We start from the raw sequence: 23,419 nt of genomic DNA, 5'->3' as shown, positions 1-23,419 counted from the left end.
TATTGGGACGTCCACGGCGGCGGGTGAGGCGAACCGCTTGTGGCGATTCGCCTCGGGCAATACGCCGGATCAGCGTTTGATGGGTTCCATGGCGTTGATCAGCTCGGCCTTGTCGTCCGCGCCAAGGTCGCTGGCATACATGCCGGCAGCCCTGGTCTTGCGAACGGCTTCGACCTTGGCCTTGACGATGGCCGGCGTGTCGTAGGACCAGAAGGTCCAGCCGTCATAGCGCCAGGCGGCCTGGGACGCGGCATCCGAGAACAGCTTGCCGTTCGGCATGCGCTTGATGTCGCGATAGTCGCGCTGGCCCTGTCCGTTGCGGACCGGCGCACCGGCCATCCACAGGCCGTTGCGGCGTCCCGGCTTGACCGACGTCCAGCCGTGGCCATGGAATGGCACGCCGAAGACCTGTTTTTCCTGCGGGATGTCGAACTCGTATGCGTCCCAGATGGTGCCCATCAGGCTGCGCTGCTTCATGCCCTGGACCCGGGTCCAGGGCGAGTCGCGACCGACCTGCAGCGCGGCGGCGTGGCCTGTGCTGGCATCCCATCCGCCGGTGAAGTCATAGGCCTGAATGTTGACCCAGTTCAACTCGGCAGCGATGGCGACGGCCGTCCTGGCGTCCGGCGCGCCTTCGGCCAGGTTCATGGTGGACGTCAGCAAATGCCTGCTGTCCTCGCGTTCGAGCGCGTCGCGGAACGCCCTGACCAGCGCCAGGTAGTTGCCCCAGTCCATGGCACTGGCCTGGCCGTCACGCACTTGCGCCGCGCGCGGGGCCAGCCATTCCAGGTTGATGCCGTCGAAGACGCCCTTGGCCAGCCCCTTGCCGCCCGCGCTGGACCGGCTGGCGGCGAGGTTGCCCTTGATATAGACGTCCACGCAACTTTCGGCGAGCGCGTTGCGGCCTGCCTCGGTCCGGGCAGCCTGGGCGAAGCGGTCGCCCAGGCCTGGGCCGCCAATCGAGATCAGCGTCTTGACCGGATAGGTCTGCTTCAGCTTGAGGATCTGGTTGAAGTTGCCGCGCAGCACGTGCTTGCCCGCCGGGTCGGCCTTGCCGTCCACCGATTCCGTGGCGCTGAATCGCTTGCCATAGTCGGCAAACGGGTCGCTCGGGCCGCGTGTGTCGCCGCTCTGGCAGCGGTAGAGGCCATCCTCGCCGCGATGCAGGTTGGCGCTGCCGTAGTTCAGGTACGTCAGCTTGCGGGCCGCGCCGGACCGCGCCACATCGCGGATCAGGTAGTTGCGCTGGTAGATGCTGGCTTGCGTGTAGGTGCCGCCAAGTTGGCCGACCTTGGGTGCCGGCACTGCCGGGCGCGGCGTGACGTCGGGTCCGTCCGCGGGATCGGCTGGCTTGGCGGGGTCACCTGGCTCGCCGGGATCGGTGGGGTCTGCGGGATCGGTCGGATCAGGGTCGGCAGGGTCGGTGGGGCCTATCGGGTCGGTGGGGTCGGTGGGGTCGGTGGGGTCGGTCGGATCGGTCGGGTCCTTCGGGTCCACCGGGGTCTTCGGTTCGACCGGGTCCTTCGGGTCCTTCGGTTCCTTCGGGTCGACAGTGGGCGGGACGGCCTCCACCTTTTCGACGGTCATGTCGAGCTTGATGTCGAGCGTCTGGTAGGACTGGTCGGCGTCCTGTCCCGCGGCGTTGCGCACGGCAATCCGGTACGGGAACGCGTTGCGGATCCGGTTGCCCACCGACGTCGAGAAGAGCGTCGGGTTGTCTTCGGGGCGAAGCTCGAACACCAGCGATTCGGTGCCCGTGGTGCTGGGCAGGCGGCAGGCGACCGTCGTGCCCGTGCCGGTGCCGTCCGCGTTGGCGGCCTTGTGGGCGCGCAACATCACCGGGAACGGTACGTTGTTCTCGTCAACCGCCGCCACGCGGAAGATATCGCTGGCGTTCTCGGGACAATGGCCCGTGCCGTGCTCGCGCCCCGTGGTCTGCTCATGCGTCGTGGCATACCAGGCGCTGCGGCCCTGGTCGGTCCGCAGAGGCAGGACAAAACGTGCCTGCTTGCCGTCGAACTGCACGGTGGTTGCCTTCGGCGCGCGATGCACGATATCGATGCCGAGGCTGAAGGTCTTCAGCACCGGCCGATTCGGCAGGTCGTTGCCCACGGCCTGCACGTTCACGCGATGCATCGCCGGCGTGCGGTAGCGCGTGCCCGGTGTCAGGCGCGGATTGTCTGCGGGTTCGTACCAGACCACCAGCGTGCCGGGGCCGGCAGGGCCGCCGTTGCCGTCGATCTGTACGCGCTTTCCGTCATAGCCCGTGCCGGTCATATTGCGCTGGGCGCGCAGCCGGACGGGCGCCAGCCGGCCCGGCATCGACACGTCTTCGGCCATGACGTCGATGATAGAAAACTCGCCTTCGAGGGCCGGCCGGTTGCTGTGGCGCGTATTGCCGTGCAGCGGCGTCACGAAATGCACGCTGGTCTTTTCCTTGTTCGGCACGACGTAGACCACGGGCTTGCCCGGCTCGGCGCCCTGGATCGACACGAGCAGGTCCGGCGTGGCGGACGGCGGCACGTATTCACCGATATCGAACCACAGCTGTGCGGTGGGACTGCGGTGCGCGCCGAAGTAGATCGCATGATCCACGCCGGGGCGTTGGCCGGGGTGCGCGAAGCGGTCGTTCGCCCAGACGCGTTTTCCGTACGTCACGCAGCTTTCGGGCGGATAGCGATCGAAGCCGGTCCATTCCGAAATCGTGCGACAGGCATCCGGGGTCGTTGGCCGGGCGGCGTCGGCGCCGCCTGCGGTGGTTAGCAGCAAGGCGAAGGCGGCAGACGGAATGGCTGCGCGCCGCAGGGATGTGCTTTTCATGTCCATGGTCCTTGAAAAGTTGTTTTCGGGTCGCCGGAACCGGTTCGGCGACCAGACTGTGGGCCATGGACGAGAGGCCGGAAATCGTCGTTTGCTGAAATTGAGTGCCGATTGCGCGCAATAGGCTGCAATGAGACGTTTCTGGGAACAATGCAGGAAGGGGTGGCCACCTCGACTTCGCGTTATGCGCCTGACGCAGCACGTGTGGCGAACTAATTCGCAAAGAAATCATTTGCATCCTAATTAATTCACGCTATCATTCGGCCCATGCCACATATCGATGCGCTCCGATTCGCCTTCACCGGCCAGGTCATGCTCTCCGGTCGTCAATGGCGACAGATCAGCCAGGCCGCTGTGACCGCCCACGGCATTTCCGCCGCGGCCGCCGCGCCTTTGCTGTTTATCCGTCGCCTGGGCGGCGGTGTACGCCAGGTCACGCTGGCCGACTACGTGGGCGTGGAAGGTGCCACGCTGGTGCGGCTGGTGGATCAGCTTTGCGCGGCCGATCTGGTACGCCGCGAGGTGGACCCCAGCGACCGCCGCGCCAATGTGCTGTCGCTGACCGATGCCGGCGAGCGCATGGCCGAGCGCATCGAGGCAGAACTCAAGCAACTGCGCGCCAAGGTGTTCGCAGACGTCAGCGAAGCCGACATGGCCGCCGCGCTGCGGGTGCTGGACGCGCTGTCGCGCGCCGCCGCGGCCGCTTCGGCATCGGGCAAGCAGGAGTCCTGAGCGCCATGATGAGTTGGCCGTCCGCCAGGGACTGGGTGTTCTCCTTCAAGGCGTTCATCGCCGCGATGCTGGCGCTTTACATTGCGATGTACCTGGGGCTGCCCCGGCCGTACTGGGCGATGGGCTCCGTCTATATCGTGGCGCACCCGCTCACGGGCGCCACACGCTCCAAGGCGCTGTACCGCGTGCTTGGCACGCTACTTGGCGCCGCTGCCGCCATCGCCATGGTGCCGCCGCTGGTGAATTCGCCACCGTTGCTGATGGGCGCCGTGGCCATCTGGGTGGCCTGCCTGCTCTACGTGGCGTTGATGCACCGCACGCCGCGCAGCTACGTGTTCATGCTGGCCGCCTATACGCTGCCGCTGGTGGCACTGCCGTCGGTCGATAATCCGACGGGGATCTTCGACCTGGCCGTGGCCCGTTCCGAGGAAATCTGCCTGGGCATCCTGTGCGCGGCCGTGGTGGGTGCCGTCATCATGCCGGCCAGCGTGGCCAACGTGCTGCGCGACAAATCCCGCCAGTGGATGGCCGACGCCACGCTGTGGGCCACGGACATGTTGTCGCCGGCGCCCGGTGCATCGGTGTCGCGTCATCACAGCCGCCATCGCCTGGCCGCCGACATCCTGGCGCTGGACCAGCTGATCAGCCAGTTGAGCTACGACGCCGAAAGCGCCGCCCGGGTGCGTGCCGCGCGCGAACTGCGTGGCCGCATGACCATGCTGCTGCCGGTGATGGCGTCGTTCGCGACCATCGTCGAATCGCTGCAGGCCGCTGGCGGCCTGCCCGCGCCGCTGGCCGCCCAGATGCAGGCCGTGAAGGGCTGGATCCAGGCGGGCGCCGCCGCCGACGCGCGGCCGGTGCTTTCGGCATCGCCCGTGCAGGCGGGCTGGGACGCCGCGCTGGTGACGGCGGCGGAAGACCGGCTCCAGCAGATGCTGGCGCTGTGGCACGACTGTGTGGCGCTGTGCCGGCGCCTGGGCGAAAAGCACATCGAAGGGCAATGGGTGCCCGAATTCCTGCGCTGGGAAGTGGGCCGTGCGCGCCACTACGACCACGGCATGCTGCTGTTTTCGGTCGTGACCGTCGCCATGGCGATCTACGCGATGGGCATGGTGTGGATCCACACCGGCTGGGCCGATGGGGCGGGCGCGGTGGCACTGGGTGCGATTTCCTGCTGCTTCTTCGCCGCGCTGGACGAACCTGCGCCGATGATCCGGTCGTTCTTCAACTGGAACGTGGTCTGCCTGCTGATCTCGCTGGTGATGCTGTTTGCGGTGCTGCCCGTCGCGCATGACTTCGAGATGCTGGTGCTGATGTTCGCCGTGCCCTACCTGATCATCGGCCTGCTGGTGGCGCAGCCGCGCCTGGCGATGATCGGCATGCCGCTGGCGGTGGTCACGGCCAACGACATCGGCATCCAGGGCGCGTACAGCGCCAATTTCCAGTCGTTCTTCAACAGCAACGTGGCCGGCATCGCGGGTATCGCATTCGCGCTGGTGTGGACGCTGGTGATGCGTCCGTTCGGTACCCGGGCCGCCACGCGCCGTCTGGTGCGGGCCGGCTGGAGCGATATCGCCGAGAACGCGCTGGGCAAGCACCCCGATTCGCACACCGTGCTGCGCGCCCGCATGCTGGACCGCCTGGCACAGCTGGTGCCGCGGCTGGCCGCCAGCGACAGCGAAGTCTCGACCGACGGCTTCAGCGAAGTGCGCGTGGAACTGACCGCGCTGGCCCTGCAGCGCGAGATGGCCGATATGCCGGCTGACGAACAGCATGCCGTGCGCCGCGTGCTTCGTAGCATTTCCACGTACTACAAGGCGCGGCTCGATGGCTCGGCCGATGCGCCGCCCGCCGCGCTGCGCACGCGCCTGGCCAACGCGCAGGACAAGGTGCGTTCGCGCGTGGCGCTGGCCGCGCTGGTCGACATGCAGGTGGCCCTGTTTCCGCCGGCGCTGCCGGCAACCGTTTCCGGAAAAGCATGATGCCCGGTGAAATCAGTATCTATGGCGTGTTCATCCCCAGCCTGCTGGTGTGGATGCTCGCGGCCTTTCTCATCACGAGTGCCGCACGCGCGGTGTTGTCGCGCGTGGGCTTCTACCGGCTCGTGTGGCACCGATCCCTCTTCAATCTGGCGCTGTACGCGATCATCCTCGGTGGGGTGGTTGCCATGGTGCCGTGGCTGCAATCATGAAACTCAGACTCTCTTCGCTCGGGCCGGTCGTGTTGACGCTGGCCGTCACTGCCGCTGGCGCGGTCGTTGTCAAACACCTGTGGGACTACTACACGGTGGCCCCGTGGACCCGCGACGGGCACATCCGTGCCGACGTGGTGCAGGTGGCGCCTGACGTTTCGGGGCTGGTCACGCGCATTGCCGTCAAGGACAACCAGCACGTGAAGGCCGGCGACGTCCTGTTCGAAATCGACCACGAACGCTATGCGCTGGCGCTGCGCCAGGCCGAAGCCACCGCCGCGGCGGTGCGCGCCACCCTGTCCCAGGCGCGCCGCGAGGCGTCGCGCAGCCAGAAGCTGTCGGACGTGGTGTCGAAGGAAATCATCGAAGAGGGCCTGGCCAAGGTGCAGCAGGGCGAAGCTCAATTGGCCCAGGCTGACGCGGCCATCGGCGTGGCCAGGCTGAACCTTGAGCGCACGAAGGTCCTGAGCCCGGTGGAGGGCTACGTCAACGACCGCCTGCCGCGTCTGGGCGATTACGTGGTGACCGGCAAGCCGGTGCTGTCGATGGTGGACGCGAACTCGTTCCACGTGGAAGGCTATTTCGAGGAAACCAAGCTGCAGGGCATCCATATCGGCAGCACGGTCGACATCCGCATCATGGGCGAGAAGCGCGTGCTGCAGGGTCATGTGCAAAGCATCGCGGCCGGTATCGAGGATCGCGACCGTACCAACGGATCGAACCTGCTGCCGAACGTGAACCCGACGTTCAACTGGGTGCGCCTGGCCCAGCGCGTGCCGGTGCGCATCCAGTTCGACCAGATGCCCGAGGACGTGCGCCTGGTGGCGGGCCGTACCGCCACGGTGTCCGTGAAGGCGGATGGCCAGTCGAACGACAAGCCTGCCACGCCGGCGGCGGCTGACAAGAGTGCCTCGCATGACAAGGTCGCGCTGGCCGGCAAGGGCGCGTCCACAACCGGAGTGCTGCAGTGAAACGCTTTGCCCGTGCCACGCTGGCGGCGATGTTGCCGCTGGCGCTGGCCGCCTGCATGACGGTCGGCCCCGACCACAAGGTGCCCGACGACGCGGCCGTGAAGTCTGCGGCGGCCAACGGCCCGTTCGCTCACAGCGACAGCGACGCCGTGTCCATTGCCGACGTGCCGAACGACTGGTGGCGCCTGTACGACGATCCGCATATCGACGACCTCGTGCAGCAGGCGCTGGTTGCCAACACCGATCTGCGCGTGGCGGCGGCCAATCTCAAGCGGTCGATCGCGGTCTACCACGAGGTGGAAGCCGAGAACCTGCCCGAGGCCAAGTTCAAGGCCAGCGCCGAGCGCGGCCAGATTGCCGGCGAGCCGCTGCTGCACGAAGAAAAGATCCCGGCGATGAACTTTGGCGACATCGGTTTCCAGGTGTCGTACCTGATTGATTTCTGGGGCAAGCTCAAGCGCGCCGACGAGGCCGCGCTGGCGGCCGCCCAGGCCAGCCACGCCGCACTGGACCAGGCCCGCGTGGGCGTGGTGGCCGAGACCGTGCGTGCCTATGTGCAAGGCTGCACAGCCACGCACGAACTGCATGTGGCCCAGCATCAGCTGGAGCTGCAGGAACGCGGGGCGCAGCTGGCGCAGAAGCTGGTCGATGCCGGCCGTGGCCAGCCAACCGATGTGCTGCGTGCCCAGGCTCAGGCCGACACGCTGCGGGCCGTGCTGCCGAAGTATCGTGCCGAGCAGGAAGGCGCAGCATACCGACTGGCCGTGATGCTGGGCAAGCCGCCGATGGCACTCGATGTGAAGAGCGTGGCCTGCGAACACGTGCCCGCGCTGAAGCAGCCGCTGCCCGTGGGCGACGGCACGGCGCTGCTCAAGCGTCGCCCGGACGTGCGGCAGGCCGAGCGCGAACTGGCGTCCGCCACGGCCAAGATCGGCGTGGCCACGGCCGACCTGTTTCCGCAGATCCGCATTGGCGCATCAGCCGGCTTCACCGGTATTCTCGACCACCTGGGCCAGGCGCCGACCGCGCACTGGGGCTGGGGTCCCGCGCTGTCGTGGACGATTCCGACCAGCGGCACGCGGGCGCGTATCCACAACACCGAATACGGTGCCGAAGGCGCGCTGGCGCATTTCGATGGCGTGGTGCTGAAGGCGCTGCGCGAGACGCAGACGGCGTTGTCGGCGTATACGCATGAACTGGAGCGCAACCAGTCGCTGCGCGCGGCGCGCGACAAGGCCGACGAGGCCGCGCGCCAGAACCGCCTGCTGTGGCAGGCCGGCCGGTCGCCCTATCTGCAGAGCCTGGATGCCGACCGCACGCTGGCCAATACCGACGCCGCCCTGGCCGCGTCGGACGCGCAGGTTGCCATGGATCAGGTGAACCTGTTCCTGGCGCTCGGCGGCGGCTGGCAGAATGCGCCGGCCATCGCCAGCCATCCGGTGGGCAAGGAAGCGGGCGCTGCGGCCGGGCATCAACCGGAAGCGCATTGAGGTAAGCTTGCGCCTCGGCCGCGCCTACCCGGTGCGGCCGTTCCTCGATTCCCAGGATAACCATACCTATGAAGATGCTCTCGATCACGAAGACCCTGGCTGCCGCTACCGTGGCACTGGGCATGGCAGCTGCCGGCAGCGCGGCGGCGCAGGAACAGACGGTCCGCGTGGGCACCGTCAGCGGCCCGGACGCCGAAGTCTGGCAAGTCGTGCAGAAGGTGGCCAAGAAGAATGGCCTGAACGTGAAGGTCGTGGAATTCAACGACTACGTGCAGCCGAATGCCGCACTCGATGCCGGCGACCTGGACGCCAACAGCTTCCAGCACCAGCCGTATCTGGACAGCCAGATCAAGCAGCGCGGCTACAAGATGGTCAGCGTCGGCTACACGTACATTTCGCCGCTGGGCATCTATTCGAAGAACCTGAAGTCGCCGAAGGACCTGCCGCAAGGCGCCAAGGTGGCCGTGCCCAACGATCCGTCGAACGAGAACCGTGCGCTGCTGCTGCTGGCCGCCCAGGGTGCGATCAAGCTGAAGCCGGGCGTCGGCACGAATGGCGTGAACGCCACGCCGCTGGATATCGCCGAGAACCCGAAGAAGCTCAAGATCGTAGAACTGGACGCCGCCCAGCTGGCCCGCGCGCTGCCTGACGTGGCGGCCGCCGTGATCAACACCAACTACGCGCTGGCCGCCGGCCTGCAGCCGACCACGAACGCCATCGCGCTGGAAGACATCCACAGCCCGTATGCGAACATCATCGTGGTGCGTACGCAGGACAAGGACAAGCCGTGGGTGAAGAAGCTGGTAGCCGCCTATCAGTCCGATGAAGTGCGCCAGTTCATGAAGGCCCAGTTCAAGGGCGCCATGGTGCCGTCGTTCTAAGCCGGTTCGTGCCATTTGCCCCGTTTGCGCAGTTTGCGCAACAGCGAACGGCATGGCTGCGGCAAGCGAAACGGCAGCCCGGCTTCACGCCCGGGCTGCCGTTTTCGCATCTATGCATATTTGAATTGGTTCGTTCGCATCGTCGGACGACGGCGCTAAGGTACGAGGAATGCCTTTTCGCCCCCGGAGATAGATTGTGTCCACGCCGCTGAAAGTTGTCGCCGTCAATGGCAGCGCCCATCAACCGTCACGCACGCTGGTGCTGATCCAGGCGCTGCTGGCCGAACTGGAGCAGCGGCTCGTGCTCGATTCCCGGATCGTTGACCTGAGCGAGATCGCCCGCCCGCTCGGTGCCGCGCTGACGCGCCAGGAGCTGCCGGCGGACATCGAGGCGCAGGTCGCGGCCATCGAGTCGGCCGATCTGGTAATTGCCGCGGCGCCCGTGTATCGCGGCTCGTTCCCGGGCCATTTCAAGCATCTGTTCGACCTGGTGGGTATGGATGCCCTGGTCGACAAGCCGGTCCTGCTGGCGGCCACCGGCGGCAGTGACCGTCACGCGCTGGTGCTGGAGCACCAGCTCCGGCCGCTGTTCAGCTTCCTGCAGGCGCTGACGCTGCCGATCGGCGTGTACGCGTCGACAGGCGATTTCGACGGCTACCAGGTGGGCAGCGGCGCGCTGGCCGATCGCATCAAGCTGGCCGCCGATCGTGCCGCGCCATTGTTTGGCGCGTCGGCACGGCAACTGCGGCGCGTGGCCTGACGCGTTCCCGTCTTACCCGTCGATGGCCGGCGGCAGCCGGTCGTTGACCCAGTCGCGCGTGCGCTCGTAGGCCGCTGCCAGGCGCAGCACGCTCAGGTCATCGCGCGGACGGCCGATCAGTTGCATGCCCATCGGCAGGCCTTCCGCGCTGAATCCCACAGGCACGCTGATCACCGGACAGCCCGACAGCGTCCACGCCACCACCACTTCCATCCAGCGGTGATAGGTGTCCATCTGGCGCCCGGCGATGGCCTTCGGCCAATGCTGGTCGACATCGAACGGAAACACCTGCGCGGTCGGTACGGCGATGTAGTCGAACGTCTCGAAGGTGCGCAGCAGCGCCTGATACCAGGCACTGCGCTGCGTGCTGGCTGCGTAGAGGTCGCTGGCCTTGAGGTCGAGCGAACCCTCGATTTCCCAGATCGCCTCGGGCTTCAGCTGCGCGCGCGTTGACGGGTTGTTGTAGAGCGCCAGCCGCGCGTTGCCCGTCAGGAAGTGACGATGCACAAGCCAGGTCTGCCAGATTTTCTCGGGCGGGTAGGGCGGTTGGATCGCGTCTACCGTCACGCCGAAATCGGGGAAGAAGCGCAGCGCCTGTTCGCACAGCGACAGGATGCCGTCTTCCATCGGCAGGTATCCGCCCCAATCGCCGAGCCACGCCACGCGCTTGCCCGACATGTCTGCATCGAGCACGTTGACCACGTTTTGCGGCGTCAGCGTGGCCAGCGTGGGGTCTTGGGGCAGCGCCTGCGGCGTGCGGGCGTCCGGGCCGGACTGGGTGGCCAGCAGCAGCGCCAGGTCTGCCACATTGCGGGCCATCGGCCCCTCGCAGCCCAGTTGCGGCAGGAACAGCTCCGGCGCCGGGCCATAGGGCACGCGGCCCGCCGAGGGCCGGAATCCGAAGACGTTGCAGTACGCGGCCGGATTGCGCAGCGAGCCACCAAAGTCGCTGCCATCGGCAACGGGCAGCATGCGCAGCGCCAGCGCGGCTGCTGCGCCGCCACTGCTGCCGCCCGCCGACCGTGCGGGATCGTACGGGTTGCGCGTGGCACCGTAGACCGGGTTGAACGTGTGCGACCCGAGCCCGAACTCCGGCGTGTTGGTCTTGCCGATCAGGATCGCCCCGGCCTGGCGCATGCGTTCCACGATCACCGAATCGCTGGCCGGCACGTTGTCCTTGAAGATCGGCGAACCGTACGTCGTGCGGATGCCGCGCGTCATCGCTAGATCCTTCGGCGCCTGCGGCATGCCGTGCATCCAGCCCTTTGATTCCCCACGTGCCAGCGCATCGTCGGCTGCCTGCGCGGCCTGCATCAGCGCGGCCTCGTCCTGCTGCGCCACGATGGCGTTGCATGCCGGATTCACGGTAGCGATATGCGCCAGATAAGCCGCCATGACTTCACGGCTCGATACCTGCTTCGCGTGGATCGCCTCGGAAAGCTGCCGGGCGGTCAGCATGACGATGGGGTGGGGGCGGTAGTTGGTCATGGCGAAGGGATTGTGTTTTCCCCTCTCCCGCATGCGGGAGAGGGGCAGGGGAGAGGGTCGGATGGTTCTGTTTGCGACAGGCCGCAATTTGAACCTCGGCGCCCTCTCCCCCGACCCCTCTCCCATTTCATGGGAGAGTGGAGCCGATTGGAGCCGTGTCCGTGCTCAAAGCCGCTCCGCGTGATGCCGGATATGGTCGGCGATAAACGTCGAGATGAAGTAGTAGCCGTGGTCGTAGCCCGCGTGCCGGCGTAGCGTCAGCGGCTGGCCGGCTTTCTCGCAGGCCGCCTCGAACGCTTCGGGGTGGAGCTGTTCGGCCATGAATTTGTCGGCCAGGCCCTGGTCCACGAGGATGCCGGCCGGGAACGGCGCCGATGCCTGTCCGGCCATCAGTGCGCTGGCGTCGTGCTGCGCCCAGCGGCTGCGGTCCTCACCCAGGTAGCCCGTGAATGCCTTGATGCCCCACGGACACTGCGAAGGCGCGGCGATTGGCGCGAACGCCGAGACCGAACGGAACCGCTGCGGGTAGCGTTGCGCCAGCACCAGCGCGCCATGCCCGCCCATCGAATGGCCGAAGATGCCGACGCGTGCAGCGTCGGCGGGCAGTTCGCTGGTGACCAGGTGGAACAGTTCGTCCGCCACGTAGCTTTCCATGCGCCAGTGCATGCGCCACGGCGCCTCGATGGCATCGACATAGAAGCCGGCGCCAACCCCGAAGTCCCAGGCATCGGCCTCGCCGGGCACGTGTGCCCCGCGCGGGCTGGTATCGGGCGCCACCAGGATCAGGCCGTGCTGCGCCGCGTACTGCTGCGCGCCAGCCTTGATCATGAACGTTTCCTCGGTGCTGGTCAGGCCAGCGAGGTAGAACAGGGTCGGCAGCGGCTTCGCGTTGGCGGCAAGCGCCTGCGGCGGCAGGAAGACCGAGAACCGCATCGGCAGCCCGATGGCCGCCGACTGGTGCTGGTAGAAACGCTGGACGCCGCCGTGGCAGCCGTGTTCAGACAGCAGTTCCATGGGCCGTTGCCTCAGTAAAGGACGACCGAGCGGATCGACTCGCCGCGCTTCATCAGGTCGAAACCCTCGTTGATGCGGTCGAGCGGCAGCGTGTGCGTGATCAGGTCGTCGATGTTGAGCTTGCCTTCCATGTACCAGTCGACGATTTTCGGCACGTCGGTGCGGCCGCGCGCGCCGCCGAAGGCCGAACCCTTCCACTCGCGGCCCGTCACCAGCTGGAACGGGCGCGTCGAGATCTCCGCGCCGGCCTCGGCCACGCCGATGATGATCGACTTGCCCCAGCCCTTGTGGCAGCACTCCAGCGCCTGGCGCATGACCTGCGTATTGCCGATGCACTCGAACGAGTAGTCGGCGCCGCCATCGGTCAGTTGCACGATGTGGTCCACCACGTTTTCGACGTCCTTCGGATTGATGAAATGGGTCATGCCGAACTTGCGGGCCATGGCTTCGCGGCCCGGGTTCAGGTCGACGCCGATGATCTTGTCGGCGCCCACCATCCTTGCCGCCTGGATCACGTTGAGGCCGATGCCGCCGAGCCCGAACACCACCACGTTGGCGCCCGCTTCGACCTTGGCCGTGAACAGCACCGCGCCCACACCCGTGGTCACGCCGCAGCCGATGTAGCAGACCTTGTCGAACGGTGAATCCGGACGGATCCTGGCCAGCGCGATTTCCGGCACCACGATGTGGTTGGCGAACGTCGACGTGCCCATGTAGTGGAAGATCGGCTTGCCGTCGATCGAGAAGCGCGAGGTGCCGTCGGGCATCAGGCCCTTGCCCTGGGTCGAGCGGATGGCCTGGCACAGGTTGGTCTTGCGCGACAGGCAGAACTTGCACTGGCGGCATTCCGGCGTGTACAGGGGGATCACATGGTCGCCGGGCTTCAGCGACGTCACGCCCGGGCCCACGTCGGTGACGATGCCCGCGCCTTCGTGGCCCAGGATGGCCGGGAAGATGCCCTCGGGGTCGGCGCCGGACAGCGTGTAGTAGTCGGTATGGCAGATGCCCGTGGCCTTGATTTCGACAAGGACCTCACCGGCGCGCGGACCGTCGAGATCCACCTCTTCGACGGTGAGCGGGGCGCCGGCTTTCCAGGCGATGGCGGCTTTGGTCTTCATGAGGCAACTCCTGTACGAATGGGGTAGGGCGGCATGTGCCGCCAGCACGGCAAGCACTATACGGGCATCGGTGCAATGCGGCCAGACCGGCGCGCGATTATCGGCTGGCCTTGTGGGGTGGCGGTCATTGACCTTCCTTTGCCGGCCGGGCCAGTACCGTTGGCGCGGTGCCGGCTTGCGCCGCGGTCAACTGGCCTTCATGCCGCCGCCCCAGCCACAGCCCGAGCCATGCCCAGCCGATGGCCAGTGCGGCGCCGGCCAGCGCCACAGTGGCCGGATGGCCGGACAAGGCATCGATGGCGGTGCGCACCCACGCGCTGACCGCGTCGCCGGCGCGATAGATCGCGGTGTCGATCACGTTTTTGGCCTTGTACTTGGTCTCGGGGTCGACCACCGTAAACAGCATTTCGCGGCCCGGCCGCAGCATCGCGTATTCGCCCACGCGCCGCACGATCATCGCCGCGGCCAGCACGCCGAATGTGGGCCACAACGCCAGCAGCAGAAAGCCGCCGGTCACGGCCAGCGGCACGGCCGTCAGCAGCGCCGTCACGCCGTAGCGCCGCGCCAGACGGCCCGAGAAGAAGATCTGCACGAGGATGGTCAGCGCCTGCACCGTGGCATCGAGCGCGCTGAACACCTGCGTCTGCTGCGCCCGGGTGGGAAAGGCCGCCGCCACCAGGCGGGCCTGCTCGAAATACAGGAACGTGCTCGACGTGGCCAGCAGGATCACGAACAGGCTGATGCCGAGCAGATAGCGCGAGCCCAGCACCATCGACAACCCGGCCCATAGTCCCCCGCCGACCGGCTGTGCGGGGTCCTGCGCGGCCGGTCCACCGTGCGCCATGCCGTCGGCCACACCCGCCCCCAGCCTGCGCCGCCATGCGAACAGATAGCCCACCATGGGCAGCGTCGCGGCCAGCAGCGCCGCCGACAGCAGCATCAGGCCGGTCAGGCCGATGCGGCCCACCAGCCAGCCGCCCATGACCGGCCCGGCCAGTCCGCCGGCACTGGCGCCTGCCGCGATCAGCGCGAACAGCCGCCGCGCCTGCTCGGGACGGAACACGTCGGCCATCAGGCTCCAGGCCACCGACACCACGAACAGGTTGAACACCGACAGCCACACGTAGAACACGCGCGCCAGCCAGACGCTGTCCGGCAGTGCGCGCGTGACCGCAGCAAACGCCAGCAGGTTGGCGATGAAGAACGCGTAGACCCACGGCACAAAGCGCCGGCGTGGCAGCCACTTGCAGCAGGCGCCGTAGAACGGGATGGCTACCAGCATCACCACGAACGTGGCCGTGAACAGCCATTGCAGGTTTTGCACGCCGCCTGCGATGCCCATCGTCTCGCGCACGGGCCGCAGCATGAAGTAGCTGGCGAACAGGCAGAAGAAGAATACGAAGCCGGCCACGACGGCGGCGCGTTCGCCGGCGCGCAGCCCCAGCACGGTGCCCTCTGGCGGTTCGCCGGGTCCGGTGTCGGGGGACGGGGCCGGTGTATGCATGCGCCGATCGGGGCCGGGCGTCCGCAGTCAGGCCAGCGCCGCGGCGATGCGCGCGCGTTCGCGGGTGTCGGGCATGCGCCCGAACGCCGCGCCCAGGTTGTCGGCCATGTTCTTCGGCTTGGATGTGGCAGGAATGGCGGCCGTCACGGCGGGATGGCTGACAATGAATTTCAGGAACAGCTGGGCCCAGGACGTGCAGTCCACCTCGCCGGCCCACTTGGGCACCGGCTTGCCGCGCACTGCCGAAAACAACCGGCCGTCCTGAAACGGGCGATTGACCAGCACGGCCACGCCGCGTTCCTCGCACAGCGGCAGCAGCGTCTTTTCGGCGTTGCGCTCGCCCAGCGAATAGTTCACCTGCAGGAAGTCGAGCTTTTCGCTGCGCAGAATCTGCGCCAGTTCGGCGTGCGCATCGTCGCGGTAGTGGGTGATGCCGATATAGCGCGTCTTGCCCTGTTCCTTCCACTGCCGCAGCAGCTTCAGGTTGTCGCGCCAGTCGATCAGGTTGTGCACCTGCAGCAGATCGACGCTGTCCGAATGCAGTTCTGCGCGGGATCGCGTGAACTGCGCCATGGCGTTGGCGGCACTGGTGGATATCTTGGTGGCGACGAACACCTTGCCGCGCGCGCCGGCGTCCTGCAGCAGGTCGCCGGTCACGGCCTCCGCGCTGCCGTAGCTGGGCGCGGTGTCGATCACGGGCTTGGGAATGCGCTGCAGCAGCTCGGCCAGGACTTCGGTCAGCGCCGCGCGGTCGTCGCTGTCCCGACCTACGTTGAACGTGTCGGCCGTGCCCATGCCGATTACCGGCAGCGCCTCGCCCGAGGCCGGCACCTTGCGGCGCATCGGCGCTTCCACGGTGGCGGCTCGCGCGGCGGCGGCCAGCGCGGGCCCGGCCGGCAGCGCGGCCAGCCCGGCGGACATCCCCAGAAAGGTGCGGCGGTCGATTGGCATGACGGTTCGTCCCTTGGCGGCGGTCCGAATGACCTTAGCGCGTGCGGCAGTCGATGTAAACCCGACAACGCTCCGGGCACCGGGGGCGCAACCGTCGGCCCAACCCTTGTTGCGCCCGGTGCGGGGCTGGCGCCGCCCGGGTCCGGCCCGATTGCAAAAAAGCGGCGCCCACTGAACAATCGGCGCGGTATTTCCACCAGCCACAGCAGCGGCCATCCAACCCCATCCACCCTTACCGAGGACCGGATCGTGATTTCGAGTTTGCCCGGCGTGCTGTTCGACGGCGTGACATATGGCAGCCTGCTGTTCCTGATCAGCATCGGCCTGTCCGTGACGATGGGGCTGATGAACTTCGTCAACCTGGCGCACGGCGCGTTTGCCATGCTGGGCGGCTACGTGGCAGTCGTGCTGATGAACCGGCTCGGCGTGCCGTTCCTGGCGGCGCTGCCCGCAGCGTTCCTGGGCGCCGCGATGGCCGGCTGGGTGCTGGAGCGCACGCTCTATCGGCGGCTGTATCGGGCCAGTCATCTCGACCAGGTGCTGTTCTCGATCGGCCTGACCTTCATGGTGATGGCTGGCGCCACCTGGGGCTTCGGCCCCGGCCAGCAGCCGGTGGCGCTGCCGGCCTTCCTGATCGGGCAGGTCAGGGTGGCCGGCCTGGACCTGGGCGCCTATCGCCTGTTCCTGCTGGCGGTGGTGATCGTGATCACGCTGGCGCTGGGCTGGCTGGTGGCCCGCACCCGTTTTGGCGCGCAGGTGCGCGCGGCGGTGGATAACCAGCAGGCCGCCAGCGGCCTGGGCATCGACGTGGGGCGCGTGTTCAGCCTGACCTTTGCGTTGGGTTCCGGTCTGGCGGGCCTGGGTGGCGGCCTGGGCATCGATGTGCTGGGGCTCGACCCGTCGTTTCCGCTCAAGTACATGGTCTACTTCCTGCTGGTGGTTGCCGTGGGCGGCGCGGGCAGCATTCGCGGGTCGCTGGTGGCGGCGATGGTGCTGGGCGTGGCCGACGTGGCCGGCAAGTACTACGTGCCCGCGGTGGGCGCCTTCGTGATCTACGCGATGATGGTGCTGCTGCTGGTGGCGTTTCCGGCCGGCCTGTACGGGAGGCGCGCCGCATGATCCGTCATCGCCTGGCAGACGGCCGCTGGCACCCGGCCGAAATCGTCTTCTGGCTGATGCCGGTGGCCGTGTTCTTCCTGCTGCCCGACTACCTGATTCTGGGTAGTCAGATTCTGATTACCGGGCTTTTCGCGCTGTCGCTCGACTTGATCCTGGGCTATGCGGGCATCGTGTCGCTGGGCCATGCCGCGTTCTTTGGGCTGGGCGCCTACACGGCCGGGCTGCTGGGTGCACATGGCTGGGGCGAGCCGGTCTCCGGCCTGCTGGCTGCCGCGACGGTGGCGGCGTTCGCCGGCTGGCTCTGCAGCTTCCTGGTGGTGCGCGGCGGTGATCTGACGCGGCTGATGGTCACGCTCGGCATCGGTCTGATGCTGTTCGAGGCGGCCAACAAGGCGGCCTTCCTGACCGGCGGTGTCGATGGGCTGTCTGGCGTGAGCATGCGTCCGCTGCTGGGGATGTTCGCGTTCGATCTGTACGGCAAGACGGCCTACGTCTATAGCCTGGCGGTGCTGTTCGGGGTATTTGTGCTGGTGCGGCGCATCGTGGCGTCGCCGTTCGGCTTGTCGCTGCGCGGCGTGCGCGAAGGCGCGCGGCGCATGCCCGCGCTGGGCACCAATGTGCCCCGGCGCCTGCGTGCGGCCTTCACCGTGTCGGCGGCCATTGCCGGCGTGGCCGGCGGCCTGCTGGCCCAGACCACGCAGTTCGTGGGCATGGACGTGCTGGGCTTTCCGCGCTCGGCGGAGTTGCTGGTCATGCTGGTGCTGGGCGGCGCGGGGCGTCTCTACGGTGCGCTGATCGGCGCGGCGCTGTTCATGATCGCGCAGGACGTGCTGGCCGGGATCAACCCCGTGTACTGGCAGTTCTGGATCGGCCTGCTGCTGGTGCTGATGGTGCTGTATGCGCGGGGCGGAGTGATGGGGGCCATAGGCGCCTGGACGGCGCGTCGCCGGGCAACTGCCGCGCACGAACGGGGAGCCGACGCATGACCGCCACGCTGCGCACGGACGGGCTCTGCAAGTCCTGGGGCGCGTTTGCCGCCAATACCGATATCTCGCTGACCTTCGCGCCCGGCGCGCGGCATGCCTTGATCGGGCCCAATGGCGCGGGCAAGACCACGTTCATCAACCTGCTGACGGGGGCCTTGCCGCCGTCGGCCGGACGCATCTGGCTGGGCGAGCGCGATATCACGTCGCTGCCGCAGCACGCTCGCGTGAAGCTGGGCATGACGCGCACGTTCCAGATCAATACGCTGTTTCCGGGGCTGACGGTGCTGGAGTCGGTGGTGCTGGCGGTGGCGGAGCGCACCGGCGCATCGCGGATGTGGGCCCGCACGGTGGCGTCGCAGGCGGCGCTGGCGGACGAGGCCATGTCGGTGCTGGCGCTGCTGCGGCTGGAGCGCGACGCCGATACCGAGACGCGCCAGCTGCCGTACGGCAAGCAGCGGCTGCTGGAAATGGCACTGGCGCTGGCCACGCGGCCGTCGATCCTGCTGCTGGACGAACCGGCGGCGGGCATCCCCGCAGGCGAGAGCGCCGAACTGTTTGCGGTGATTGCGGCCCTGCCGCGCGACATCACGATTGTCTTTATCGAGCACGACATGGACCTGGTGTTCCGCTTTGCCGAACGCATTTCGGTGCTGGTGGGCGGGCGGGTGCTGACGGAGGGCACGCCGGCCGAGATTGCCGCCGACGCACGCGTGAAGGAGGTGTATCTGGGAGAGGCCGCCCATGCGTGAACTGCTGCGGGTTGCGGGACTGAGCGCCGGTTACGGCGATGCCATCGTGCTCGAACAGATCGACCTGACGCTGGCCGCCGGCGACAGCCTGGCGCTGCTGGGCCGCAACGGCGTGGGCAAGACCACGCTGCTGGCCACACTGATGGGCATGACGCGCGTGCGCGGCGGCCAGCTAAGCTGGCGGGGCGGCGATCTGGCGAAAATGCCATCGCATCGGCGCGCGCAGGCGGGCATCGGCTGGGTGCCGCAAGAACGCTGGATCTTTCCGTCGCTGACCGTGGAAGAGCACCTGACCGCGGTGGCGCGGCCCGGGCCTTGGGATATCGCCGGTATCTATCGGGAATTTCCGAGGCTGGAAGAGCGGCGGCGCAACCTGGGCAACCAGCTCTCGGGCGGCGAGCAGCAGATGCTGGCGATGGCCCGCGCGCTGATGGTGAATCCGGCCCTGCTGTTGCTGGACGAGCCGATGGAAGGCCTGGCGCCCATCATCGTGCAGGAGTTGCAGCGCGTGATCGCGCGGCTGATTGCCGATAGCGGGATGGCCGTGATCGTGGTGGAGCAGCATGCCAGGATGGCGCTGGCGATGACCGGCCAGGCGATGGTGCTGGATCGCGGCAGGGTCGTGCATCGATCGGACAGTGCCAGCCTGCTGGCCAACGGGGCGCTGCTCGACCGTCTGGTGACAGTGCGCCACGGCGATGGATCACGCTAGAAATCGCCCAATTTCTTTCAGATTCGTCTTATTTCGATGGAAGGTGGTGCCAGGCACAATGTCTGCCCCGGCGTGATATCCGAACTTCCCCCCGAACCATCAACAGATCACTGACATGGAAATACGCGCGATCGAGCCCGACGACCTGGAACTGATTTGCCACCATCGCGAGTCCATGTTCCTGGAGGCGGGCTTTGCCCCAGACACCCTGCGCACGATGACGCGGCATTTTCGCGACTGGCTGCGTCCCCGGTTGGCCAATGACACGTATTTTGGCCTGCTGGCGCTGGACGGCGGCAGGCCGGTGGCCGGCGTCGGGCTGATGCTGATCGACTGGCCACCCCATCCCGCGCATCCGGATCAGGACAAGCGCGGCTATGTCTTGAATGTCTATGTGGAGCCGACCCACCGCAAGCGCGGACTGGCCCGGCAACTGATGTCGCTGGGCGAGGACGAACTGGCGCGGCGCGGTGCCACCTTCACGATCCTGCATGCCACGGAGGCGGGCCGGCCGCTGTACCAGCAGGAGGGCTGGCGCCAGACGTCCGAAATGTCGAAGGTCATCGCCGGCACCGTGCCGCCGCCAGCGGGCGGGCGCGCGCCTTCCGGCACCTGATCGTGCCCGAAGGCCGCCGGAATACGACAGGGCGAAGGCCGCTACGGCTTGAGACCGCTGTAGAAGGCTGCCAGGTTGGCGATGTCCGCGTCGCTGAGCGGCTTGGCCATCATTGTCATCATCTCGTCCTTGCGGGCGCCGGTCTTGTAGTCCTTGAGCGCCTTGACCAGGTACTGCTCGACCTGGCCGGCCAGGTGGGGTGCCTCGGGCAGTTTCGACTTGCCGTCGAGCCCGTGGCAGGCCTGGCACTGCATGGCCTTGGTCCGGCCGGCCTGGGCGTCGGCGGCCAGCGCGGGGATGCTGGCCGACACCAGAAGCCAGCCCGACAGCAGCACCAGCGTGCCAATACGGAGTCTGCCGGTCATTTCGTGCCCGAGTACGAGATCCGGTAGATCGCGCCGGCGAAGTCGTCCGAGACCAGCAGCGAGCCGTCCTGCAGTTGCTGCACGTCTACCGGGCGGCCCATGTACTCGCCATTCGGCGTGAGCCAGCCTTCGGCAAAGATCTCGGTCTCGCCAACGGTGCCGTCCGACTTCACCGAGGTGTAGACGATCCGCGCGCCGATGGGCTTGGTGCGATTCCAGGAGCCATGCTCGGCCGCGAAGACGCCGCCGTGGTACTTGGCCGGGAACATCTTGCCGGTGTAGAACGACATGCCCAGGTCGGCCGCATGGGGCGCGTATTCCACCACCGGGAAGACCACGTCCTTGGGTGGCTGCTGGTCCTTGTACTCCACGGTGCGCACCTTGCCGCCGCCATACCACGGAAAGCCAAAGTTCTGGCCCGCCTTGGTGGCGCGGTTCAGCTCGCCGGGCGGCTGGTCGTCGCCCATGCCGTCCACCTGGTTGTCGGTGAACCAGAGCGTCTTGTCGGCCGGATTGAAGTCGAGCCCGACCGAGTTGCGCACGCCGTGGGCATAGACCTCGCGGTTCTTGCCGTCCTGGCCGATGCGGATGATGCCGGCCAGGCCGTTCTTGTCCATCGCGGCCAGCTTGTCCTTGGGCGGTACGTTCCACGGCTGGCCCAGCGCAATATAGACCTTGCCGTCGGGGCCCACCCGGCACGCCCGCGCGCCGTGGTTGAAGCTCTCGAATTCGGTCGGGATCAGCTTGCCCTGGGGCACCACCACGGCAGCGGCCACGTCGGGCCCGCCTTCGCCAAAGAACTGGGCGGCCGGGAAGGCCAGCACGCGGTTCTGCTCGGCCACATAGAGTACGCCGTCCGGCGAGAAGCACACGCCATTGGGCACCTTGAAGCTGATGGCGCTGGCGAACTGGACCACGTCGTCGGCCACGCGGCGCTTGGTGCGGTCGGTCACCTGCCAGACGCGGTTCTTGCGCGTGCCGACGAACACCACGCCCGTGGACGGCTCGATGGCCATGTGGCGCGCCTCGGGCACGACGGCATATAACTCGATCTTGAAGCCCGGCGGCAGCTTGATGGCCTTCAGGTTCTCGCGCAGCGCGTCGGCATGCTTGCCGTCCTGGGCGATTTTCTCGGCGGGCGCGGCCCCGGTCTGCTTGAAATCCTGAAGCTTCTGCAGGTTGTCGGCGGGCGCTGCGAGCAAGGGTGAAGCGGCCACGACCAGCGACGCGGCCAGGGCAACGGCTGAGCTCTTCATCGGGATGTCTCCAGAGTCCTTGTTATGTGACGGCATGGGCAGGCGCCGCCAGACAAGGTTAGGTCAGCTTTTCCCGCAAGGGAATTGCACAATCCTGTCTTCGCGATGAAAGATTTCGACAGGGGCGGGCGTCCCCGGCCTGCGCTGCCTGCCTATTTGCCCGAGTCCTTGACGCCCTCGAACTTGTCGAATTCGACGTTGTAAAGCTCGCCGCCGACTTTTTCCACCTTGCGGATATAGACGGTCTGGATCACATCGCGCGTGGCCGGGTCGATCATGATCGCGCCGCGCGGGCTCTGGATCTTCATGCCCTTCAGGGCCGCCAGGAACTTGTCGCCGTGGGTGGCGCCGCCGGTCTTCCTGAGTGCGTCGTAGATGGCGGCCATGCCGTCGTACGCGGCCACGGCCATGAAATTCGGACGGCCGGCGCCTGGGTTGGCATCGGCGAAGGCCTTCAGGAAGGCCTTGTTTTCCTTCGAATCGTGCGCCGCCGAGTAATGGAACGACGTGATCACGCCCAGCGTGGCGTCGCCCATGGCCGGCAGCACGTGGTCGTCGGTCAGGTCGCCGGTGGCGATCACGCGGATGCCGGCATCGGCCAGCCCCCGCTCGCGGAAGCCCTTCATGAACGCCACGCCCTGTTCGCCGGCCGGCAGAAACAGAAACACCGCTTCTGGGCGGGCGTCTTTGATGCGCTGGATGAATGGCGCGAACTCGGGGTTGCGCAGCGGCACGCGGATCGATTCGACGATCTGGCCGCCACCGCCCAGGAAATTGGTCTTGAACGCGGTCTCGGCGTCGATGCCGGGCGCGTAGTCGGCCACCAGCGTCACCACCTTCCTGACGTTGTTGCGCACCGCCCAGGTGGCCATGGGGGCGGAAATCTGCGGCAGCGTCATCGACACGCGCGCGATGTAGTTCGACTTGGTGGTGATGACTGACGAGGCCGCGTTGAAGATCACCATCGGCTTTTTGGCCTGCTCGGCGATCGGCGCCACGGCCAGCGCCTCCGGCGTCAGGCCGAAGCCGGCCAGGATGTCCACCTTGTCGCGTACCACCAGTTCCTGAGCCAGCCGCTTGGCCACCTCGGGGACCGGGCCGGAGGTGTCCTTCACGATGATCTGGACCTTGCGGCCCGCCACGGTGTCGCCGTTCAGCTTCTGCCAGGCCTTGATGCCGCCTTCCATCTGCTTGCCATAGTCGGCAAAGCTGCCCGAGAACGGCGCAATCAGCCCGATCTTTACCGGCTCGGCGGCGTGGGACAGCGGGGAATGCATAAGGACGGCAACGGCGCCGCACGCCATCATGGCGCGGCGCAGCAGACTGAACGTCATGGAGGTCTCCCGAAAGTGCAGCATCGGACGGCTGCATCGATCAGGGAGTGTAGGAGGGGCGCGGGGATTGTGCTACCCGGGTTTTTTCTCCCCCCTCCCTCCGCTTCCGCGCATTCAACGTGATCTCCCCTTCCGATTTGTCCGAGAGCCGTGGCAAGTAGTCTTGTCCGGGGTCGATCGCCTCAGTTTCATCAATCGTATTTCGACGAAAAGCGTCGGCCATTGCGTCGAGTTAATTCCTGGCTTTGTCAGCAACTTCCCGAGGCGTAGTCGGTGTAGGGTGCCTCGCGTCCCAGCCTCTCACCGACAAGGAGCCGCCAGCATGAGTCGGAATCCCATCACGACCCCGATTGCGCTGTCGC

At 67.1% G+C, this 23,419-nt stretch carries 21 protein-coding genes; 12 read left to right on the top strand and 9 right to left on the bottom strand.

Annotated elements, in window-relative coordinates:
• Positions 1–69 precede the first annotated feature (69 nt).
• Positions 70–2,820, bottom strand: a complete 2,751-nt coding sequence (locus tag AC3G88_RS27305) for a glycoside hydrolase family 18 protein (protein WP_488773620.1) — start codon at positions 2,818–2,820, stop codon at positions 70–72.
• Between the two features lie 267 nt (positions 2,821–3,087).
• On the opposite strand from AC3G88_RS27305, the gene AC3G88_RS27300 reads away from it, so the two are divergent.
• From AC3G88_RS27300 to msuE, 7 genes are all read left to right on the top strand, one after another.
• On the top strand, positions 3,088–3,552 hold the full coding sequence (locus tag AC3G88_RS27300) for a MarR family winged helix-turn-helix transcriptional regulator (RefSeq protein WP_153948012.1): 465 nt from the start codon (positions 3,088–3,090) through the stop codon (positions 3,550–3,552).
• Positions 3,553–3,557: 5 nt separating this feature from the next.
• On the top strand, positions 3,558–5,534 hold the full coding sequence (locus AC3G88_RS27295; protein WP_488773619.1) for an FUSC family protein: 1,977 nt from the start codon (positions 3,558–3,560) through the stop codon (positions 5,532–5,534).
• Positions 5,534–5,743 carry a DUF1656 domain-containing protein gene (locus AC3G88_RS27290; protein WP_066740578.1) on the top strand — a complete coding sequence of 70 codons (210 nt, stop codon included), beginning with the start codon at positions 5,534–5,536 and terminating at the stop codon, positions 5,741–5,743. The genes AC3G88_RS27295 and AC3G88_RS27290 overlap by 1 nt, the downstream gene beginning before the upstream one ends.
• Positions 5,740–6,714, top strand: coding sequence for an efflux RND transporter periplasmic adaptor subunit (locus AC3G88_RS27285; protein ID WP_488773618.1), 975 nt, complete (start codon positions 5,740–5,742; stop codon positions 6,712–6,714). Before AC3G88_RS27290 ends, AC3G88_RS27285 begins: the two co-directional genes overlap by 4 nt.
• Positions 6,711–8,204 (top strand): efflux transporter outer membrane subunit, encoded by a 1,494-nt coding sequence (locus AC3G88_RS27280; protein ID WP_488773617.1) that lies wholly within the window; start codon positions 6,711–6,713, stop codon positions 8,202–8,204. Before AC3G88_RS27285 ends, AC3G88_RS27280 begins: the two co-directional genes overlap by 4 nt.
• Positions 8,205–8,326: 122 nt before the next feature.
• Positions 8,327–9,085, top strand: coding sequence for a MetQ/NlpA family ABC transporter substrate-binding protein (locus AC3G88_RS27275; RefSeq protein WP_228770933.1), 759 nt, complete (start codon positions 8,327–8,329; stop codon positions 9,083–9,085).
• A gap of 196 nt (positions 9,086–9,281) precedes the next feature.
• Complete coding sequence (gene msuE / locus AC3G88_RS27270; protein WP_488773616.1) at positions 9,282–9,845, top strand: FMN reductase; 564 nt, start codon at positions 9,282–9,284, stop codon at positions 9,843–9,845.
• Between the two features lie 12 nt (positions 9,846–9,857).
• Here the strand turns inward: msuE and AC3G88_RS27265 are convergent, their stop codons facing one another.
• From AC3G88_RS27265 to AC3G88_RS27245, 5 genes are all read right to left on the bottom strand, one after another.
• On the bottom strand, positions 9,858–11,333 hold the full coding sequence (locus tag AC3G88_RS27265) for an amidase (protein WP_488773615.1): 1,476 nt from the start codon (positions 11,331–11,333) through the stop codon (positions 9,858–9,860).
• 165 nt (positions 11,334–11,498) lie between these two features.
• Positions 11,499–12,347, bottom strand: coding sequence for an S-formylglutathione hydrolase (gene fghA, locus AC3G88_RS27260; protein ID WP_488773614.1), 849 nt, complete (start codon positions 12,345–12,347; stop codon positions 11,499–11,501).
• Positions 12,348–12,358: 11 nt separating this feature from the next.
• Positions 12,359–13,465 carry an S-(hydroxymethyl)glutathione dehydrogenase/class III alcohol dehydrogenase gene (locus AC3G88_RS27255; protein WP_488773613.1) on the bottom strand — a complete coding sequence of 369 codons (1,107 nt, stop codon included), beginning with the start codon at positions 13,463–13,465 and terminating at the stop codon, positions 12,359–12,361.
• Positions 13,466–13,589: 124 nt separating this feature from the next.
• Positions 13,590–14,969 (bottom strand): NTP/NDP exchange transporter, encoded by a 1,380-nt coding sequence (locus tag AC3G88_RS27250; protein WP_488773612.1) that lies wholly within the window; start codon positions 14,967–14,969, stop codon positions 13,590–13,592.
• Positions 14,970–14,996: 27 nt separating this feature from the next.
• A complete protein-coding gene (locus tag AC3G88_RS27245; protein WP_488894334.1) occupies positions 14,997–15,920 on the bottom strand; it encodes an aldo/keto reductase in 924 nt (307 codons plus the stop codon).
• Between the two features lie 252 nt (positions 15,921–16,172).
• Between AC3G88_RS27245 and AC3G88_RS27240 the strand changes: the two genes are divergently transcribed.
• The 5 genes from AC3G88_RS27240 (at position 16,173) to AC3G88_RS27220 (ending at position 20,102) form a co-directional block, all read left to right on the top strand.
• Positions 16,173–17,039 carry a branched-chain amino acid ABC transporter permease gene (locus tag AC3G88_RS27240; RefSeq protein WP_488773743.1) on the top strand — a complete coding sequence of 289 codons (867 nt, stop codon included), beginning with the start codon at positions 16,173–16,175 and terminating at the stop codon, positions 17,037–17,039.
• Positions 17,036–18,025 (top strand): branched-chain amino acid ABC transporter permease, encoded by a 990-nt coding sequence (locus AC3G88_RS27235; RefSeq protein ID WP_488773610.1) that lies wholly within the window; start codon positions 17,036–17,038, stop codon positions 18,023–18,025. The genes AC3G88_RS27240 and AC3G88_RS27235 overlap by 4 nt, the downstream gene beginning before the upstream one ends.
• Positions 18,022–18,774 carry an ABC transporter ATP-binding protein gene (locus AC3G88_RS27230; protein ID WP_488773609.1) on the top strand — a complete coding sequence of 251 codons (753 nt, stop codon included), beginning with the start codon at positions 18,022–18,024 and terminating at the stop codon, positions 18,772–18,774. Before AC3G88_RS27235 ends, AC3G88_RS27230 begins: the two co-directional genes overlap by 4 nt.
• Positions 18,767–19,486 carry an ABC transporter ATP-binding protein gene (locus AC3G88_RS27225; RefSeq protein WP_488773608.1) on the top strand — a complete coding sequence of 240 codons (720 nt, stop codon included), beginning with the start codon at positions 18,767–18,769 and terminating at the stop codon, positions 19,484–19,486. The genes AC3G88_RS27230 and AC3G88_RS27225 overlap by 8 nt, the downstream gene beginning before the upstream one ends.
• Positions 19,487–19,601: 115 nt before the next feature.
• A complete protein-coding gene (locus tag AC3G88_RS27220) occupies positions 19,602–20,102 on the top strand; it encodes a GNAT family N-acetyltransferase (protein WP_488773607.1) in 501 nt (166 codons plus the stop codon).
• A 41-nt stretch (positions 20,103–20,143) separates the two neighbouring features.
• On the opposite strand, the gene AC3G88_RS27215 is transcribed toward AC3G88_RS27220, so the two are convergent.
• The 3 genes from AC3G88_RS27215 to AC3G88_RS27205 form a co-directional block, all read right to left on the bottom strand.
• Positions 20,144–20,467: a c-type cytochrome gene (locus AC3G88_RS27215; protein ID WP_488773606.1), complete on the bottom strand. Its 324-nt coding sequence runs from the start codon at positions 20,465–20,467 to the stop codon at positions 20,144–20,146.
• Complete coding sequence (locus AC3G88_RS27210) at positions 20,464–21,723, bottom strand: PQQ-dependent sugar dehydrogenase (RefSeq protein ID WP_488773604.1); 1,260 nt, start codon at positions 21,721–21,723, stop codon at positions 20,464–20,466. Before AC3G88_RS27210 ends, AC3G88_RS27215 begins: the two co-directional genes overlap by 4 nt.
• 152 nt (positions 21,724–21,875) lie before the next feature.
• Positions 21,876–23,057, bottom strand: coding sequence for an ABC transporter substrate-binding protein (locus AC3G88_RS27205; protein WP_488773603.1), 1,182 nt, complete (start codon positions 23,055–23,057; stop codon positions 21,876–21,878).
• Positions 23,058–23,419: the final 362 nt, after the last annotated feature.

The sequence above is a fragment of the Cupriavidus sp. 86D6 genome (assembly GCF_057815095.1).
This window is presented reverse-complemented; position numbering and strand designations above follow the sequence as displayed.